At 57.4% G+C, this 17407-nt stretch carries 17 protein-coding genes and 1 pseudogene; 9 read left to right on the forward strand and 9 right to left on the reverse strand.

Annotated features, from left to right (window positions below):
• Positions 1 to 94 precede the first annotated feature (94 nt).
• The 3 genes from ABTW00_RS10110 to hpxD all read right to left on the reverse strand — a co-directional run bounded on the left by ABTW00_RS10110 (position 95) and on the right by hpxD (position 3122).
• Positions 95 to 301 (reverse strand): hypothetical protein, encoded by a 207-nt coding sequence (locus tag ABTW00_RS10110; RefSeq protein ID WP_065356735.1) that lies wholly within the window; start codon positions 299 to 301, stop codon positions 95 to 97.
• 801 nt (positions 302 to 1102) lie between these two features.
• A complete protein-coding gene (locus tag ABTW00_RS10115; protein ID WP_433640525.1) occupies positions 1103 to 2071 on the reverse strand; it encodes a PDR/VanB family oxidoreductase in 969 nt (322 codons plus the stop codon).
• A gap of 13 nt (positions 2072 to 2084) precedes the next feature.
• Positions 2085 to 3122 (reverse strand): molybdenum cofactor-independent xanthine hydroxylase subunit HpxD, encoded by a 1038-nt coding sequence (gene hpxD, locus ABTW00_RS10120; protein WP_433640527.1) that lies wholly within the window; start codon positions 3120 to 3122, stop codon positions 2085 to 2087.
• A 123-nt stretch (positions 3123 to 3245) separates the two neighbouring features.
• Here hpxD and hpxR point away from each other — a divergent pair, with 123 nt between their 5' ends.
• Positions 3246 to 4154 carry a LysR family hpxDE operon transcriptional regulator HpxR gene (gene hpxR, locus ABTW00_RS10125; protein ID WP_433640529.1) on the forward strand — a complete coding sequence of 303 codons (909 nt, stop codon included), beginning with the start codon at positions 3246 to 3248 and terminating at the stop codon, positions 4152 to 4154.
• A gap of 17 nt (positions 4155 to 4171) precedes the next feature.
• On the opposite strand, the gene hpxO is transcribed toward hpxR, so the two are convergent.
• Positions 4172 to 5326: an FAD-dependent urate hydroxylase HpxO gene (gene hpxO / locus ABTW00_RS10130; RefSeq protein ID WP_433640531.1), complete on the reverse strand. Its 1155-nt coding sequence runs from the start codon at positions 5324 to 5326 to the stop codon at positions 4172 to 4174.
• A gap of 345 nt (positions 5327 to 5671) precedes the next feature.
• Here hpxO and ABTW00_RS10135 point away from each other — a divergent pair, with 345 nt between their 5' ends.
• From ABTW00_RS10135 to uraH, 3 genes are read left to right on the forward strand one after another with little or no spacing between them, the layout of a single operon-like run.
• Positions 5672 to 7054 carry a nucleobase:cation symporter-2 family protein gene (locus tag ABTW00_RS10135; RefSeq protein ID WP_433640533.1) on the forward strand — a complete coding sequence of 461 codons (1383 nt, stop codon included), beginning with the start codon at positions 5672 to 5674 and terminating at the stop codon, positions 7052 to 7054.
• Positions 7032 to 7532: a 2-oxo-4-hydroxy-4-carboxy-5-ureidoimidazoline decarboxylase gene (gene uraD / locus ABTW00_RS10140; protein ID WP_433640535.1), complete on the forward strand. Its 501-nt coding sequence runs from the start codon at positions 7032 to 7034 to the stop codon at positions 7530 to 7532. The genes ABTW00_RS10135 and uraD overlap by 23 nt, the downstream gene beginning before the upstream one ends.
• Positions 7529 to 7855 carry a hydroxyisourate hydrolase gene (uraH, locus tag ABTW00_RS10145; RefSeq protein ID WP_065356727.1) on the forward strand — a complete coding sequence of 109 codons (327 nt, stop codon included), beginning with the start codon at positions 7529 to 7531 and terminating at the stop codon, positions 7853 to 7855. The genes uraD and uraH overlap by 4 nt, the downstream gene beginning before the upstream one ends.
• Positions 7856 to 7900: 45 nt before the next feature.
• Here the strand turns inward: uraH and guaD are convergent, their stop codons facing one another.
• Both guaD and ABTW00_RS10155 read right to left on the reverse strand, forming a co-directional pair.
• Positions 7901 to 9220: a guanine deaminase gene (gene guaD, locus ABTW00_RS10150; protein WP_433640990.1), complete on the reverse strand. Its 1320-nt coding sequence runs from the start codon at positions 9218 to 9220 to the stop codon at positions 7901 to 7903.
• A 104-nt stretch (positions 9221 to 9324) separates the two neighbouring features.
• The gene (locus tag ABTW00_RS10155) at positions 9325 to 10812 is read right to left on the reverse strand and encodes an NCS1 family nucleobase:cation symporter-1 (RefSeq protein ID WP_167575656.1); all 1488 of its coding nucleotides are present in this window, start codon (positions 10810 to 10812) and stop codon (positions 9325 to 9327) included.
• 144 nt (positions 10813 to 10956) lie between these two features.
• Here ABTW00_RS10155 and ABTW00_RS10160 point away from each other — a divergent pair, with 144 nt between their 5' ends.
• The 3 genes and pseudogenes from ABTW00_RS10160 to puuE all read left to right on the forward strand — a co-directional run bounded on the left by ABTW00_RS10160 (position 10957) and on the right by puuE (position 13362).
• Entirely contained in the window at positions 10957 to 11673 is a 717-nt protein-coding gene (locus ABTW00_RS10160; protein ID WP_065356724.1) for a GntR family transcriptional regulator, read from the forward strand.
• A pseudogene (hpxA, locus tag ABTW00_RS10165) lies at positions 11673 to 12545 on the forward strand (allantoin racemase). The gene ABTW00_RS10160 and the pseudogene hpxA overlap by 1 nt, the downstream one beginning before the upstream one ends.
• The gene (gene puuE, locus ABTW00_RS10170) at positions 12430 to 13362 is read left to right on the forward strand and encodes an allantoinase PuuE (RefSeq protein ID WP_433640539.1); all 933 of its coding nucleotides are present in this window, start codon (positions 12430 to 12432) and stop codon (positions 13360 to 13362) included. Before hpxA ends, puuE begins: the two are co-directional and overlap by 116 nt.
• 40 nt (positions 13363 to 13402) lie before the next feature.
• Here the strand turns inward: puuE and hpxZ are convergent, their stop codons facing one another.
• From hpxZ to hpxX, 3 genes are read right to left on the reverse strand one after another with little or no spacing between them, the layout of a single operon-like run.
• Positions 13403 to 13789, reverse strand: coding sequence for an oxalurate catabolism protein HpxZ (gene hpxZ / locus ABTW00_RS10175; RefSeq protein ID WP_433640542.1), 387 nt, complete (start codon positions 13787 to 13789; stop codon positions 13403 to 13405).
• A complete protein-coding gene (locus ABTW00_RS10180; RefSeq protein ID WP_433640544.1) occupies positions 13786 to 15183 on the reverse strand; it encodes an AtzE family amidohydrolase in 1398 nt (465 codons plus the stop codon). The genes hpxZ and ABTW00_RS10180 overlap by 4 nt, the downstream gene beginning before the upstream one ends.
• On the reverse strand, positions 15180 to 15368 hold the full coding sequence (gene hpxX / locus ABTW00_RS10185) for an oxalurate catabolism protein HpxX (protein WP_065356719.1): 189 nt from the start codon (positions 15366 to 15368) through the stop codon (positions 15180 to 15182). Before hpxX ends, ABTW00_RS10180 begins: the two co-directional genes overlap by 4 nt.
• Before the next feature lie 198 nt (positions 15369 to 15566).
• Here hpxX and hpxU point away from each other — a divergent pair, with 198 nt between their 5' ends.
• Positions 15567 to 16406: a MurR/RpiR family transcriptional regulator HpxU gene (hpxU, locus tag ABTW00_RS10190; RefSeq protein ID WP_271447226.1), complete on the forward strand. Its 840-nt coding sequence runs from the start codon at positions 15567 to 15569 to the stop codon at positions 16404 to 16406.
• Positions 16407 to 16619: 213 nt separating this feature from the next.
• Positions 16620 to 17405, forward strand: a complete 786-nt coding sequence (locus ABTW00_RS10195; RefSeq protein WP_433640547.1) for a transporter substrate-binding domain-containing protein — start codon at positions 16620 to 16622, stop codon at positions 17403 to 17405.
• The last annotated feature ends 2 nt before the right edge of the window (positions 17406 to 17407 follow it).

The following is a 17407-nucleotide window of genomic DNA, read 5'->3' on the forward strand; positions in this document are numbered from 1 at the left end:
TCTGTGAGGGTGAATAAAAACGGATTATTTTTTATTCACTGTTAAATATTTAGCGCTCGATCAATGGCGTCTCTGTTTGATGCTATCTCTTTGTTTATTCATGCGTTTCAATCCCGTTGGCCTGATGTAGCATCAGCGCCTCGGTGATAATTTGTTGTTTACTTTTACGCGTTTGAAAAGCCACGTCACGAACGTATTCGCAAAGGTCATCAGCGATGCGTGCGCTGAGCATAGTCAAACTGGCATTTTGTACTTCGCCGCGACGTCTGCGTTTCGCGGGATATGTCCTGGTGTTGTTCATGAGATTCCTCATGTAATCCGATTCATTATTTTTCTTCGTAAAATATGCAGGGGGAAAAAAGACATGTCAATATTCGGGAAATGCCGCTTATTTTGTATTAAAAACGTTAAAGTAATTAGTAATTATTATTTGTATATTCGAATGAAAGCCGAAGATGCGGGTTACGGAGAGAGCATTTTTTTTGAAACGATGGACCATAAAGGATGAGAGAGAATCGCCGGGAGGACATTGACTAACAGAAGGCAGGAACGTAATAAATCGACATAAATATCAAGCCTGGCAGCCTATTACGATTTTATGAGGAGTAGTGATGTACTTCACATTTTATCAGGGAGATTGTCAGGGAATTTGAGTGATTATGCAGAGGGTAGGTGAAAGTATTCTTTCATAATCCCTTTACTAGTACAAAAGCATCCGAATTTCTCGCAACAGTTTCGTAAAGAAAGGTAAGATTGTGTGTCGTTAAAAGTGTCATAAAAATATGCGTAGTTTGATTGGGATCAATTAAGCGTGAAGGTATACATTGCTTTAAATGAGAACAGGAATATGATTATCGTTTGGAAATCAATCATTAGCGTGAAAAGCAGTGCGAATGTCGTTAAATTTATCGTATTTTCTGTTTTTATTTTGTATTTAAATTGTGGTTTTTGATTGCGTGATTGATTATTCATTTTAGATACCGTTTTTTAGCGACGCAGAGTCATATAACCACGTTATTGGGCCCTATAATTCGCGGCATAAACTAAGCGATATTGGTAGAGAGCAGGCATCATGACGTTTTACGCTTCATTATTTGCCTGACTACAAATCAATGCACAAATTAGCTGATCGACTGCGTGAGCAGCACAGGGCAATTTGCTGCCTGCTGGCAGATTTCTCCGCCGCCGACTGCACAGAATCACGGTGGTCGACAATGCCCTCCACAACCGGCGTCAGGCAAGCGCCGCAGATCCCCATTTCGCAGGAAAGTGGAACCGCTACACCGTTCTCCTGAAGTACCTGCGCGATGGTTTTATTCGCGGGCACCGGCCAGCGTTCGCCTGATGAAGCCAGCGTCACGTTAAAGGTTTCACCATCCTCCGCGCTGATGGAGGGGGCCAGCGCCTGGAACGCTTCACTGTGAATTTGCGCTGGCGACCAGCCTTTTTCCACGGCGACCTGACGCGCGGCCGCCATGAAACCTTCCGGCCCACAGAGATAGATTGGCTGACCGGGCTCGACCCCCGCCAGCGCTTGCGCCAGATGCAGGCGGGCGCTGTCCCCTTCCTGGGAGCAGTGAATGACGAATTGTTCTGCGCCGAATTGCTGCTGCAGTTCGCGAACAAACGCGCCCTGGGCGCGATTTTTCAGATAATAGTGCAGCCTAAACGGCACGCCCTCTGCGTTCAGACGTAACGCCATCGCATACAGCGGCGTGATGCCTATGCCGGCGGCCAGCAGCGTGACTGGCTCCAGCGTCTGGAGTGGAAACAGGTTGCGCGGAGGCGATATCAACAGCGTCTGTCCGGGGCGCAGCTGCTGGTGGATATAGCGCGAGCCGCCGCGTGACGTTTTCTCCTGCGCCACGCAAATCAGATAGCCGTCGTCGGTGCTATCTGTGCCGGTGAGCGAATACTGGCGGACAATCCCACAGGGCAGGTGCACGTCGATATGCGCGCCGGGCTGCCAGGCGGGCAGCGGCTGGCCGTTTTCGGCCACCAGTCGGATCGCCAGGTTCTGTTCTCCCTGACGCCAGAGACCCTCAACGACCACCTTTAAGACATCATTCATCTGGGTTCTCCACTTAGACGAGGAAAAAGTCGCCAAAGCCCATTTTCTTCAACCCACGGCGGTAGGCGATGGAGCTACGGTCGGCGGGAATATGCGCTTCGAGGGTTAAATCCAGCGGCAGTTTCTCAGGCCGCTGGCTCTCGACCATCAGCCGGTCCTCTTCAAAGACGCGCAGATTAAACGCGTGCACGTCCTCTACCGGCACATGCAGGTCGAAGTTACGGGCGATGGGCGCAAACATGCGGGTGACGCGCGCGGAAACCGGCGAGGCGGCATTCATAATCACCAGCCTGGCGTCACCGGGAAAATAAATCGTCAGGGTGGCGGTAAACGGCAGATGCATCTCGAAATGACGCAGCCAGCGGAAGCCTTCCGGGGCGCGAAACTCCGCGCTGGCGGGATAGTTACCCACCGAACTCCAGTAATCGGCGATAAAACCAAACGGGGTCTCCTGAGGGCTGTAGTCAGGCACCACCTGATTTTCCGGATCGGCGAAGGTGTCGGTATGGATCCAGGCGAAATGCGCGACATCCAGAAAGCCTTCCACCTGGCGGCCCGCAAAGCCGTTGACTTCAAAGGCCGGGCAGTTGATCTGTTGAAATCCTTCGTCATGCCAGTGCGGCATGACCGGCAACGGCTGCGGATTTTCCGGGTCAAGGGCCAGACAGGTCCAGATCAGGCCATAGCGTTCTTCCACCGCAAAATGGGTGAGATTGAGTTTTGCCGGTATCGGTTGGTCGGGGCTGGAAGGGATGCGGTTGCAGCGACCATCTTCGCCGAAGCGCAGGCCGTGGTAGGGGCAGACGATCCCTTCTTCATCATGAAAACCCAGCGTCAGCGGCACGCCGCGGTGGGGGCAGGCATCCCGTGCCACCACGACCTGGCCCTTTATACGATAGATAACCAACGGCTCATCAAGCAGGGTGGCTTTCACCGGGGCCGGGCCAATGTCGCAGGCGCGGGCGACCGGGTGCCAGCATCGCGCCAGGCGCAGCCAATCCTCAGGTTCAAAGCTGCAATAGGCGGGTGGGGCGATAGACGGTTTGTGCATGGCGTTCTCCGGCTCACAAAAATAACTGTTTAATTGTTGTGAGATTATTGTTGCCATATTAGGGTGTTGACATCCATCGCCATTAATTCACCCAACCGTTGCAAAAAAGAGAACAGGTACCGAATGAGTCCATTTTCACGATTTGCGCTCTATTTTGTTGAGGTGGCGCGCTGTGGCAGCCTGCGGCGCGCGGCAGAAAAACTGCATATTTCCGCCTCCGCCATTAACCGACAAATCCTGCAGGCCGAAGAGACGTTCGGTACGCCGTTGTTTGAGCGCTTGCCGGAAGGGCTGCGCATGACCACCGCTGGCGAGCTGCTGTACGATAATCTGCTGCGTTGGCAAAAGGAGTTTCATCTCACGCGACAAAAATTTGATGAGCTTCAGGGGTTAAAGCGCGGCAGCGTGAGCGTGGGAATGGTACAGGCGCTGGCAGAGGGGAGTTTTGCTGCCGCGCTGGCGGATATCATTACCGACTGGCCGTGGCTGGAGTTAAATTTGCAGGTCTCCGATAGCCACACCGTCAGCCAGAGGGTGCGTCAGGCGGATCTCGACTTTGGCCTGATTCTCGACCCGGAAGGTCAGGCCGGGCTGAGCGTACTGGCGTTTGCCGAGCTGGAGATGGGCGTGGTGATGCGCCCGGATCATCCGCTGGCGCGCGCTGAAAGTGTCTCTTTGGGGCAGCTCAGCGAAGAGCGGCATATTGTGCCCGGCGCGCCGTTGATTGTGCATGAGCGGGTGGCGATGCTCTATCGGCAGCACGATTTGTTTCCGGCCAACAGCATTGGCTGCAACGATATCCGGCTGATTAAATCGCTGGCGCTGAAAGGCAGCGGGGTGACGATTCTCAGCCGGCTTGACGTGCTGGATGAGGTCAGGCAAGGTCTGCTGGCGTTTGTTCCGCTGCGTAATAAGCAGCTGAGACCGCTTACGCTGGCCTTATGTACCGCCCCTTCACGCCAGCTTTCGCGTCCGGCGCAAAGGGTGATTCAGAAGCTCACTGCGGTGATGGAGGCGATGCAGACAAGCTGAAGGAGGCGCCGGATCGGTTAGCCTAACGGGCCGCCCTGAATGGTTTCGCACAGGCCGTTGATAATGCGCTCACCGGTTTCGGTTTTTAACTCCTCGTACCAGGCTTGCGTTTGCAGCATATTTTTGCCGTGAGTGACGTCGCAGCGCTTACGCGCCTTCAACACCAGATCGCGAACCCGGTTGCAGCGCTGCGCTTCGTACTGGCGTAGCGTGCTGACGATGTCGCGGCTGTGGCGGAACAGATCGCCGAGAACGACCGCGTCCTCCAGCGCCGCGCAGCCGCCCTGGCCGATATCCGGGGTGGTGCTGTGTCCGGCGTCACCCAGCAGGGCCACCTTGCCGCGTACCAACCGATCAAACGGCTCAATATCATGAATTTCAATGCGGTTGGTGGTTTGCGGATCCAGCGCGGCAATCAGCTTCTGTACCGGCGGCGCCCAACCGCTGAAGTAGCGGCTCAGATCGGCGCGCAGGGTAGTGCGATCTTCTGCAAGCCCCGGCGGCAGCGGGACATCGAAGAAAAAGTAGAAGCGACCAGCGGATACCGGCATCAACGAGACGCGCTTTCCCTCGCCAACAAAGGTGGTCCATTGATTGCCCGGCGCAATCTCCTCATCAATGTCGACCAGGCCATTCCAGTTCACATAGCCCGCGTAACGGCGTTCGGGGGTATAGCCGAGCACCCAGGGGCGCAGCGCCGAATGGCTCCCGTCGGCGGCAATCAGAAAATCGCCTTCCGCCTGCGTGCCGTCGGTAAACCAGACGCGGACGCCGTCGTTATTTTCTTCGCAGCGGGCAACGCGTTTGCCGAACTGCACGGCGTCGCGGCCCCAGAAGTCGAGCATTTCACGCTGCAATTCGGCGCGGGACACCGGGCAGGGGCGGCCGCCGGTGCGTGACACCAGCGGCGCAAGGCTGAACTGGGTGAGGGTTTCGCCGCGCAGATACTCTTTATAAGCCAGAAAATGCATCGGGCCACCGTAGTTTTCAATGATCTCGCCCATCCCCAGATGCTGCATGCACTTCACGCCGTTCGGCCAGATGGAAATGGCCGCGCCGACCGGCTTAATTTCTTTCACTGCTTCAAAAACGTCACATTCGATTCCCGCATTTTTCAGCGCGACCGCCGCGCTCAGCCCGCCAATTCCACCGCCAATGATCAATGCTTTCATTTACATCTCCTTTACCTGTGTCGTGAGGGCATTCAGCAATTTGCGTACCACAATGACGAAGAGGCGGATCTGGCGGGTTTGCGGGGGGAAGTGGGCAACGAGTTGCACAAAATAGGTGCATACTGGCGTTTTTGTTGCCTTTTTGTGAATCAATAATTTCTATATTGGTTTAATGGAATCGAAAGTTTCACCGCCTCGACCACTGTGGTTTCAGGGCGTAGGGGAATGTGTTTTTTATATCTTATTGTAAATATTGAAAAATATTAAATGTTGCGAAAGTGTAATTTGTTTTGGCCTGTTTTATGCAGTAGCCACTGCACGCTTACTCGCAATGGATGAACGATCATGTCAGATGAAAAGAACGGGGGTTTACTGTACGGCCTTGAGCAGCGCATTCCGCCGCTTCCGGCCTTTTTCAGCGCGCTGCAGCACGTGCTTGCCGGTCTGGTGGGCATTATCACGCCGCCGTTGATTATCGGCGCGACCTTAGGTCTGGGGGAATGGCTACCCTATTTGATCAGTATGTCTTTGCTGGCTTCGGGTATCGGCACTTTTTTGCAATCTAACCGGGTGTGGGGGATTGGCGCCGGAATGATCTGTATGCAGGGCACCAGCTTTGCGTTTCTCGGCGTCGCCATTGCTGGCGGTATGTGGGTTAAGGGGCAGGGCGGCACGCCGCAGGACATTATGGCCATGCTTTTTGGGGTCAACTTTGTTGCCGCGCTGGTGCCCTGTATTGTCAGCCGTTTTATCGAGCCGCTGAAGCGTATCTTTACGCCGGTGATTACCGGCAGCGTGATTGCGCTGATTGGCATCAGCCTGATTAAAGTCAGCATTATTAACTGGTGCGGCGGCGAGCAGGCAAAAGCGTTTGGCAGCATGGGCAATATTACGCTGGGGGCGGTAACGCTGGGGACTATCGTGCTGCTGAGCTGCCTGAAAAACCGCTGGCTGCGCCTCTCTTCCGTGGTCATCGGGATTGCCGTTGGCTGCCTGGCCGCGGCGCTGAGCGGGATGTTCCAGCTAAAAGGCGTAGGCGAGGTCTGGTTCCGTCTGCCGCAGCTGTTCCCGTTCGGTTTCCAGTTCAACGGCGCGATTTTTTTGCCGATTGCGCTGGTTTCACTGGTCTGTATTCTGGAGGCTGTCGGCGACCTGACGGCTAACTGCCTGATCTCACAGCAGTCCATTGACGATGGCGCCTTCCGTTCACGGCTGAAGGGCGGCATTCTGGCCGATGGGATTAGCTGCATGGTGGCGGCGATGCTGTGCGCGTTCCCCAATACCACGTTTGCGCAAAACAACGGTGTGATTCAGATGACCGGCGTCGCCAGTCGCTACGTTGGGCGTTACATTGGGGTTATCTTAATTCTGCTTGGCCTGTTCCCGCCGTTTGGCGAAATCCTGCGCCAGATTCCTGCGCCGGTATTAGGAGGCGCGACGATGGTCATGTTCGGTTGCGTCGTGGCGGCGGGAATTCGCATTATCACCCAGAAACCGTTGACCCGCCGCGATATGCTGATTGTGGGGCTGGCATTTGGTTTTGGTCTGGGGATTGAAGCCGTACCGGCGTTTCTGGCCCACTTTCCGCCGATGGTGGAGAACTTGTTTGGTTCTGCCGCCACCAGCGGCGGTCTGGTGGCGATTATCCTCAATCTGATTATTCCTGAAGAGAAAGCCCCGCTGGAGAGCGCCACAAGGAGCCGCGATGATCGCGCTGAATCACTTTAATCAATTAAGCGGCACGGAGGCCGCGTCACTGTTAGCGCCTTGCGTGGCCATTCCAGAGTGGTCCGCCACGCTGGCCGCCGGGCGTCCCTGGCGTTCACGCGAAGCGCTGCTCAATACCGCGCAGCAGCTGATGGCGAGCTGGGGCGAGGCCGAGCTGACGCAGGCGCTGAGCGCCCATCCGCGCATTGGCGAGAAACCCACAGGCGAACAGGCGCACGCGGCGCTGTCGCGCCAGGAACAAGGGAATGTGAACGATCGCGATACGCAGCTCGCTCAGGCGCTGAAAGCGGGCAACGCTCGCTACGAAGCGCGCTTTGGTCGGGTATTTTTAATTCGCGCCAAAGGGCGCAGTGGGGAAGCGATTTTAGCGGCGCTGTCGCGGCGTTTGCAGAACAGCGAGCGCGATGAGGTGCAGGAAGCCTTAGCGCAGCTGCGTGAAATTACGTTATTAAGACTGGAAGGAGTGATTGGCGAATGAGCACCTTAAGCACGCACATTCTGGATGTCTCGACCGGCCAACCGGCGCAGGGCGTCAGGGTGACGTTGGCGCGGGATGGCGCCGCGATTGCCCATGGCGTAACCGATGAGCATGGACGTATTGGCGCACTGAACGACGGGCCGCTGACGGCGGGAAACTATCGGCTGACGGCGGACATCGGCGACTGGTTCGCCGCCCGCGGGCGCGAGACGCTGTACCTGAGTGCGCAAATTGATTTTGTTATTCGCGAGGCGGCGGACGATCACTACCATTTGCCGTTTTTAATTGCCCCAGGCGGTTGGTCCACCTATCGCGGTAGCTGATACTGAGCCTGTTTTCCCGGCGTCGCGAATGACGCCGGGAGCGGACTATTCCTCTTCTGCATTCCCCCACACGCGTTCGCCGTTGACCCATGTTTCACTGATATTGCGTTCATCGCCCAGCGTCATCAGTACGAACAGCTGTTCATAGATATCTTTGCACCGTTCGCTGCGCAGCCGCTGTAGCGGCGTCACCGCCGGATCGATGACCACGAAATCGGCCTCTTTGCCGGGGTGGAAATTACCAATGTTATCGTCCAGACGCAGGGCTCGCGCGCCGCCAAGCGTGGCATGGTAAAACGCTTCGCTGGCGCGCAGACGATAGCTCTGGAGCTGGCTGACTTTGTAGGCCTCACCCAGCGTTCGCAGCATGCTGAAGGTCGTACCTGCCCCCACATCGCTGCCGATACCCATGCGTACCTGTTGATGCCAGCAGGTGGGCAAGCGGAACAGGCCGCTGCCCAGAAACAGATTTGACGTCGGGCAAAACGCCACCGCCGAACCGGTATCGTGCAGACACTGCCACTCCGCGTCCACGAGGTGAATCGCGTGGGCAAACACGCTGCGCGGGCCGGTTAACCGGTAGTGATGATAGACGTCGAGGTAGTGTTCATGTTCCGGCCACAGATTTTTGACCCAGGCGATTTCGTTGAGGTTTTCGCTCAGATGGGTGTGCAGCCAGGTGTCGGGAAACTCTTCGCGCAGTTGCTGCACCACCGCCAGCAGCGCTGGCGTGGAGGTTGGCGCGAAGCGCGGCGTAATGGCGTAGCCCAGGCGGCCACGCTGGTGCCAGCGTTGTATCAGCTCGCGGGTCTGCCGGTAGCTCTGTTCCGCGCTTTCGCTGAGATAGTCCGGCGCATGGCGATCCATCATCACCTTTCCGGCCAGCAGACGCATATTCAGACGCAGCGCTTCGCTAAACAGCGCATCCACCGACTCCGGATGCAGGGTACAAAACACCAGCGCGGTAGTGGTGCCGTGGCTGAGCAGCTGGCTCACAAAAAAGCGGGCGATCCCGGCGGCATAGTCGGCATCGGCAAACTGGCGCTCTACCGGAAAGGTATAGGTGGTCAGCCACTCAAGCAGCTGTTCGCCGAAAGCGCCGATCATTTCCGTTTGCGGATAGTGGACGTGGGCATCGACAAAGCCCGGCAGCAGCAGCTTACCGCGCAGGTCGCGATAGCCCGTCAGCGGATGCAGATACTGCTCGGCTTCCTGCCAGGGGAGCAGCGCGTGAATGCGGCCATCGCGAATAAAAAGCACGCCATCGTCCAGATAGCGGGCGTGGCTGGCGATATCGTCCGCGCTGTCGGCGACGGCAGCGATATCAAAAAAGGCGCCGCGCAGGGCGACGGAGTAGTCAATCATCATAGCTGCCTTATGGGTGCGCGAAGGGAGAGAAGAAATCAGCAAAATTAATGCCAGTTTGCAGGAAAGCACGCCGCGACAGGACGCCGCGGCGTAGGTATCCATTACTCTTTCTGGGCGAGGGCGTTAAAGCCGGCTGGTGCGGCGACACGCTCGTCGCGGGCAATCCAGCGATAGGCCGCACCGCTCAGGAAGACGCCGATAAACCAGCTAAAGTTTGCCACTTCGTGCAGTGCAGGAATAAAGCTGATGACCAGGCCGATGGCGACGGAAGGCACCAGCGCCGCAATCGCCTTCGGGTTAAAGCCGTTGCGGTACCAGTATTTGCCCTTCGGCGTATCGTCGAACAGATCGTTAACCGATACCTGGCCGCGTTTGATCAAATAGAAGTCGACGATCAGAATGCCAAACAGTGGCCCGATAAACGCCCCTAATACGTCGAGGGTGTAGTGAATCAGTTCCGGCGAGTTAAACAGATTCCACGGCGTCAGCAGGATGGAACCCACGGCGGCAATCATCCCGCCGGTACGGAAGCTGATTTTCTGCGGTGAACAGTTCGAGAAATCAAACGCGGGTGAGACAAAGTTGGCCACGATGTTGATGCCGATGGTGGCCGTAATCATGGTCAGCAGGCCAATGGCCACCGCCAGGTCGTTGCCGACGCGGCTGACGGTTTCAATTGGGTCGGTGATCATACGGCCAAACAGCGACTGAGTACCGGATACAATCACCACGGTGACAATAGAGAACAGCAGGAAGTTGAACGGCAGACCCCAGCGGTTGCCGCGGCGAATCTCGCCCATGCTTTTACCGTAGCGCGAGAAATCACCAAAGTTGAGCAGCGGGCCGGAGAAGTAGGAGACCACCAGCGCAGTCGCGGTAATCATCTGCCAGGTTTGCTCCCCGGCGCTTAGCGATTTGCTGGCCAGCGTAAAGGAGATACCGTCAAAACCGGTTTTGTATACAATCCAGCCGGCCAGCCCCAGCATCACCACGTAGACCGCCGGCCCGGCGATATCGATAAAGCGTTTAATGGCGTTCATCCCGTGCCAGAAGACCATCGCCTGCAGCAGCCACATGGTCGCGAAACAGAGCCAGCCCAGATGCGATAGGCCAAGGAAGCTGGCTTCGGTCAGCGCCGACAGCGACGGCCAGAACTTCAGCATCACCAGCATCAGCGCGTTGGCGGCCAGATAGGTCTGAATGCCGTACCACGCGAAGGCGATAAGCCCGCGGATCACCGCCGGAATATTGGCGCCGAAAACGCCGAACGCCTGGCGACAAATCACTGCATAAGGCACGCCCGCCATCTGGCTGGGTTTGGCGACCAGGTTAGCGCAGAGCTGGACGATACAAATGCCCACTAACAGGCACAACAGCACCTGCCAGCTCGCCAGCCCCAGCGTAAAGAAGCTCGCCGCGACCACGTAGCCCCCCATGCTGTGCACGTCCGACATCCAGAATGAAAAAATGTTGTACCAGCTCCAGTTCTGATCGCGCGTCGGCGCCAGATCCTCATTACAAAGCCGTGGGCTGTATCCAGCGTGGGGATCAGCGGCCTTAACCTGATGCGTATTTTGTGTATTTGGCATGAAACCTGCTCCTGTTAATCAAAACCCGTTGAGATGAACTGCTGAGGCTGTTGCAGGAATTGGGCCAATATGTTTAATCTTGTATGCAAGAAATGAAATTTATGTATACGATCTGATGTCAAAAAGTAAAAACCGGAGTGGTTAATGAACAACCCTTATCTCGCCCAGGCCGCGCCAGCTCTGCATGACAAAGACGAATCCATCTATCAGGCGCTGATGACCGCGATTGTCGAGCACCAGCTGCCACCGGGCAGCAAACTGCCGGAAGAGGCGCTGGCTGAGGTGTTTGGCGTGAGTCGCACCGGGATCCGAAAAGTGCTGCAACGACTCGCCGCTGTGCAAATGGTCACATTAGCGCCCAAACGTGGTGCGCAGGTGGCCAGCCCGACGGTTGAAGAGTCTCAGGAGATCTTCCGAACTCGCGCGCTGCTGGAGGTCGCCAATTTGCCGGATGTGCTGGCCCGCTGCCAGCCGCCGCATCTGGCCGCGCTGGAGGCCATTACTCGTCAGGAACAGCAGGCCCACGAGCGCTACGACGGCCCGGCGGCGATTCGCCATTCAGCCGAATTCCACATACATCTGCAGGCCATTTCCGGTAATCAGGTGCTGACCGGGATGGTGACCCATCTGAGCCAGCGCTCTTCATTAGTGATTGCGGCATGGGGCTCGCCATGGCGGCAGGGCTGCCGCTGCGACGACCATGAAAGGTTGATTGAACTGCTGCGGGATAAAGCCTTACAGACTTTAAGTGATGCCCTGATGCACCATTTTGAACATATCGTCGCCAGCCTGTGCTTTGAGCGTTCTGGCGTCACCTTGCCTGATTTTGCCCGGCTGTTTGCCGGTTATAAGGAGTCATGATGCCCGCCGTTCGTATACAAGTGATCAACCCCAACACCAGCCTCGCGATGACCGAGACCATTGGCACCGCCGCCCGAGCGGTGGCCGCGCCGGGAACCGAGATTCTGGCGGTCTGCCCCAGCGCGGGCGTGCCGTCCATTGAGGGGCATTTTGATGAGGCGATTGCTGCCGTTGGCGTGCTGGAACAAATCAAGGCCGGTCGTCAGCAGGGCGTGGATGGCCACGTGATTGCCTGCTTCGGCGATCCGGGACTTCTGGCGGCGCGCGAGCTGGCGCAGGGGCCGGTGGTAGGGATAGCCGAAGCGGCGATGCATATGGCGACGCTGGTGGCGACTCGTTTTTCCATCGTTACCACGCTGCCGCGTACCTTAATTATCGCCCGCCATCTGCTGCATCAATACGGTTTTCACGACCGCTGTGCGGCGTTGCACGCCATCGATCTCCCGGTGCTGGCGCTGGAGGACGGCAGCGGTCTTGCGCAGGAGAAAGTGCGCGCGCGCTGTATTCAGGCATTAAAGGAAGACGGCTGCGGCGCCATTGTGCTCGGCTGCGGCGGCATGGCGGATCTGGCGCAGGCGCTGACTCGCGAGCTGCGGGTGCCGGTCATCGACGGGGTGAGCGCGGCGGTCAAAATGGTTGAATCGCTGGTGGCGCTGGGACTATCGACCAGCAAGCACGGTGATTTAGCCTTCCCGGAAGCCAAGGCGCTGAGCGGGCAATTTCAGGCATTAAATCCATTCTAATAAGAGGTAGCAGATGGCATTTCTGACAGACGATTACCCGCGCGACCTGCGCGGCTACGCAGGACAACCGCCGCACGCGCGCTGGCCACACAACGCGCGCATTGCCGTGCAGTTTGTTCTCAACTATGAGGAAGGGTCGGAAAACCACGTGCTGCACGGCGATGCCGGTTCCGAACAGTTTCTCTCGGATATTATCGGCGCGGCCAGCTACCCGAACCGCCATATGTCGATGGACTCATTGTATGAATACGGTAGCCGGGCAGGGTTCTGGCGTATTCATAACGCGTTCAGCAAGCGCGGTTTACCGCTGACGGTGTTTGGCGTCGCCATGGCGCTGGCCCGTCATCCCGATGTGGTCGAGGCAATAAAAGCGGCGAATTATGACGTGGTCAGCCACGGCTGGCGCTGGATCCACTATCAGAACATGTCCATCGAGCAGGAGCGGGAGCACCTGCATAAAGCGGTGCAGGTTTTAACCGATCTCTTCGGCAAGCCGCCTACCGGCTGGTATACCGGACGCGACAGCCCCAATACGCGCCAGCTGGTGGTGGAACACGGCGGCTTTGAGTATGACAGCGATTACTATGGCGACGATTTGCCGTTCTGGCACGAAGTAGAATGCAGCGACGGCACGCGCAAGCCGCATCTGATTGTGCCGTACACCCTGGATGCTAACGATATGCGCTTCGCCACCGCCCAGGGGTTCAATACCGCCGAGCAGTTTTATACCTACCTGAAAGATAGCTTCGATGTGCTGTATGAAGAGGGGGAAAGCGCGCCGAAAATGATGTCCATTGGCATGCATTGCCGTCTGTTGGGGCGTCCGGGACGTTTTCGCGCGTTGCAGCGTTTTCTCGATTATATCCAGCAGCACGACGGCGTTTGGGTGTGTACGCGTCAGCAGATTGCTGACCACTGGCGGAAGACGCACCCGTTTAATTCATAAAGTCTCGCCCCTCTTCTTGCCGGGAAGAGGGGCCAATCGGTTAGCTCATCAGGCTGACCTGCGCGGCGACAATACGCCAGCCGTCGGCAAAACGAATCCAGGTTTGCTGCTGACGGCCAATGCGATCGCTGCCTTCACGCGTGAATTCGGTACTGCATACCGCGTAATCATCACCAAAAGTGGTGATGAGGGTATTGCGCAGCGTGCGCTGTAACCCCGCCGCGGGACGGGCGGCGCGAAAAGCGCGGATTTCGTCAATGCCGTACAGGTTCTCGCCCGCTCCCAAACGGACCGTGCGCGGGTCGTGCCAGAACAACGCATCCAGCACCGCCACATCGTTGCTCACCAGCGCCGCTTCGTAACGGTAAAACGCCGCGCTGACTTCGGCGTGGACCTGTGGTTGATTAATCTGTTCTGACATCATCATGCGGCAATCTCCACGGCGCGGGACTCGGTGAGGCCCATCTCTTCCAGCGCCCGCGCGACGCGCAGGCAGGCCTGTTCATTAAATGGCGCGGCAATCAGCTGCACGCCAATCGGCAGCCCGCCAGCGGTCCGCAGAGGCACGGTGACCACCGGTAGCCCGAGGAAGGAAATCGGCTGTGTCAGCATCCCCATACTGGCGCGAACAGGTAACGCCTGGCCGTTGATCGCCATCGTCTGTTCACCAATAAGGGTGGCGCTGCACGGCGTGGCCGGGGCGATCAGCACGTCGGCATGGGCGAATAAAGCCTTAAACGTCTGCTGCGCGTGACGGCGGAAACGCTGCGCCTGAATATACCAGGCCGAGGGGATCATCGCCCCGGCCAGTAGACGCTCGCGGGAGTGTGGCTCGAAGCGCTCCGGCTGGCGACGCAGCTCAGGAAGATACTGATTCCCGCCTTCGGACGCGCTAACAATAAACGCGGCAGAACGGGCCAGCTCGGCCTGGGCAAACAGCAGTTCGTCCTGTACATCGAGCGCGCGCGCAACCCGGGCGACGGCGGCGCGCGCATCGTTATCGCACCAGGTGGAAAAATAGCCGCCCAACGTGGCGCAGCGTAAACCATCCAGCCCGCGCGACAGCAGGTTCATTGTGCGATCGCTGGCTCTGTCAGCCTGGAAACCGTCGGCCGGGTCGCGCCCCTGTAGCGCATCGTAGACCGCCGAGAGATCGCCAACGCTGCGGGCAAAGGGGCCAATATGATCGAGGCTGGCGACGAACGGGTGGCTGCCCGAACGCGATAAACGGCCAAAGGTCGGTTTTAAACCGAAGATGCCGCACAGCGAAGCCGGAACGCGTATGGAACCGTTGGTATCGCTGCCCAGGGAGAATGAGACCAGGCCCGCCGCGACCGCTGCCGCCGAGCCGCCGGACGATCCTCCGGCGATCCGCGAGAGATCGTGCGGGTTGTGCGTGGCGCCGTAATGGCTATTTTCGGTGGTGAAACCGTAGGCGTAGGCATCCATATTCAGCATCCCGGAGAGCAGCGCTCCCGCACTGTGTAGCTGGCGTACTGCCCAGCTATCGGCGGTGGCGGCAGGGCGGTCGCTGAGCAATTCGGCCCCGGCAAGCGTCGTGTGTCCGATGACATCGAACAGATTTTTTACCGCATAGGGAACCCCGGCTAACGCAGGAAGGGGTTTCGATTGCCGTCGTAAGGTGTCGATATTGTCCGACTCGGCGAGCATTCGTTGCTCGCAGATATGGGTCCAGGCGTTAAGCTGCGGATTGCGCTGCGCAATGTTCTCCAGGGTGCTGCGGGCGATCTCCCTGGCGCTCAGTTCACCGCTCGCCAGCGCGCGTTGAATATCATGGATAGTCATTTCTGGCAGCTTCATGCTTTATACACTCCGGCAATTTCAACGCGGTCATCGAGGGGAAAATCCAGCAGCGGCGAGGCCATCGCGGCAATGCGGCTAAATTGCACTCTTAGCTCCGTGCGCCGCGTGTCGTCCAGTTCCAGCGCCAGCAGCTGTTCCATTTGGCTGAGATAAGCGTCCCAGTCGGGTTGTGGTGTATTCATTATCGACTCCTCGAACATCGGTGGCGGTTGTATGCGCCTTTAAATAGCTCTTTTGTCCGCTGAGCGTTGCAAAAGCTGTTCCATATCTGAACGTAAAGTTTCATGCCTGGACAATAGCGCGCGCTTTTTGCCGAACTGGCATGCATTATGAAAGCCGTTAACGGTATAGTGCGATGAAACGAAAGTTACAGAGGTCTTATGCAACAGCTTGATGAACGACTGAAAGCGCAGTACGCGTCTTTGTCGCCGCAGGAACAACGGGTGGCGGATTTTATTTTCGATCATTTTGATGACCTGATTAGCTATAACAGCGCCGAGCTGGCGCAGCTCAGCGGTGCTTCGAAAGCTACCGTCAGCCGCCTGTTCAAACGCCTGGGCTATGAGAAATACAAAGATATGCGCGATGAGCTGCGTACCCTGCGCCAGAGCGGTATGCCGTTGACCGATCACCGCGATGCGGTGCAGGGCAATACGCTGCTGGCACGCCACTATAAACAGGAGATGGCCAATCTGACGCAGTGGGTTAACGCGCTGGATCCGCAGCAGTTCGCCGAGACGCTGCAGGCGATGGTGGCTGCCCGGCGGGTGGTGATTATCGGCATGCGTAACGCCTATCCGGCGGCGCTGCACCTGCGCCAGCAGCTCTTGCAGGCGCGTGGTCAAGTGCTGGTGCTGCCGCAGCCGGGGCAAAGTTTAAGCGAAGAGCTGGTCGATTTAAGCGCTGACGATCTGGTGGTGGTGATGGCGTTTCGCCGTCGCCCGCGTATTATTCGCCCGCTGCTGCAACAGCTACAGCAGCGCGGTATTCCGGTACTCTTGATGTGTGAGCCTCAGGCTCAAGGGTTGTTTCCGCTGGCGTGCTGGCAGCTTTGCGCACCGCTGGATAGCGTCTCGGCGTACGATAGCTACGCTTCGGTCAATAGCCTGATCAACCTGCTCGCCAACGCCTTCCTGCACGAAATTCTCGATAAAGGCCGTCCGCGTATTCACGATATTGCTTCCCTCTATCAGGATCTGGACGAACTGGAACAACGCTAATGGGGCGCCAGCGTGGTGCTTTGCATTTTTCTGGTGCAGATTCACAATAAGGAAACGCGCTGCCGTTTCCTTTCTACTGCCCACTTTTCTCGATATTCCGGTGATTAACAGCCAGTTCTGGGTTGCCCCGCTGACAAAATATATCTGGCACATTAGTTGCAAAAGTAATTCATAAGAATCTTTTGTTTCATGCTAACGTAACGGGTAAACATCATGAAGAAACTGTTGATCGCACTGGCCGGGGCCGCTTGTCTGTTCACCAACCTGTCGGCGGCAAACGCTGACCAGCTGCAGGATATCGAAAAACGCGGCGTTATTCGTATTGCGGTGCCGCAGGATTTCCCGCCGTTTGGATCCGTGGGCACCGACCTCCAGCCGCAGGGCTATGACATCGATACGGCGCGCTATCTCGCCAAAGCGATGAAGCTCAAGCTGCAGCTGGTGCCGGTCACCAGCGCCAACCGCGTACCGTATCTGCAAACCGATAAGGTCGATCTGGTGATTTCCAGCCTCGGGAAAAACGCCGAGCGCGAGAAGGTGATCGATTTCAGCCGCGCCTACGCGCCGTTCTTCCTTGGCGTGTTTGGCCCGAAAGGCGCCGAGCTGAAAGACCCGGCGGCGCTGAGCGGGAAAAGCGTTGGCGTGACCCGCGGCGCGGTGGAAGACATGGTGCTGAGCAGCGTGGCGCCGAAAGAGGCGCAGATTAAGCGTTATGAAGATAACAACACCACCCTGTCAGCGTATCTCTCCGGCCAGGTGCAGTACGTGGCGACCGGTAACCTGGTGGTCGCGGCTATCTCCCGACAGAACGCCGATAAAGCGCCGGTACCCAGCTTCATGCTGAAGGATTCACCGTGTTTTATCGGGCTGAAAAAGAACGAACCCGCGTTGAAGGCGAAAGTGGATGCGCTGATTGAAGCGGCCATGAAGGACGGCACCCTGAACGGGCTGTCTGAGAAGTGGCTGAAAGCGCCGCTGCCCGCCAACCTTGGCGCATAAGG

The organism is Kluyvera georgiana, from assembly GCF_050990895.1.
Taxonomy (GTDB): domain Bacteria; phylum Pseudomonadota; class Gammaproteobacteria; order Enterobacterales; family Enterobacteriaceae; genus Kluyvera; species Kluyvera georgiana.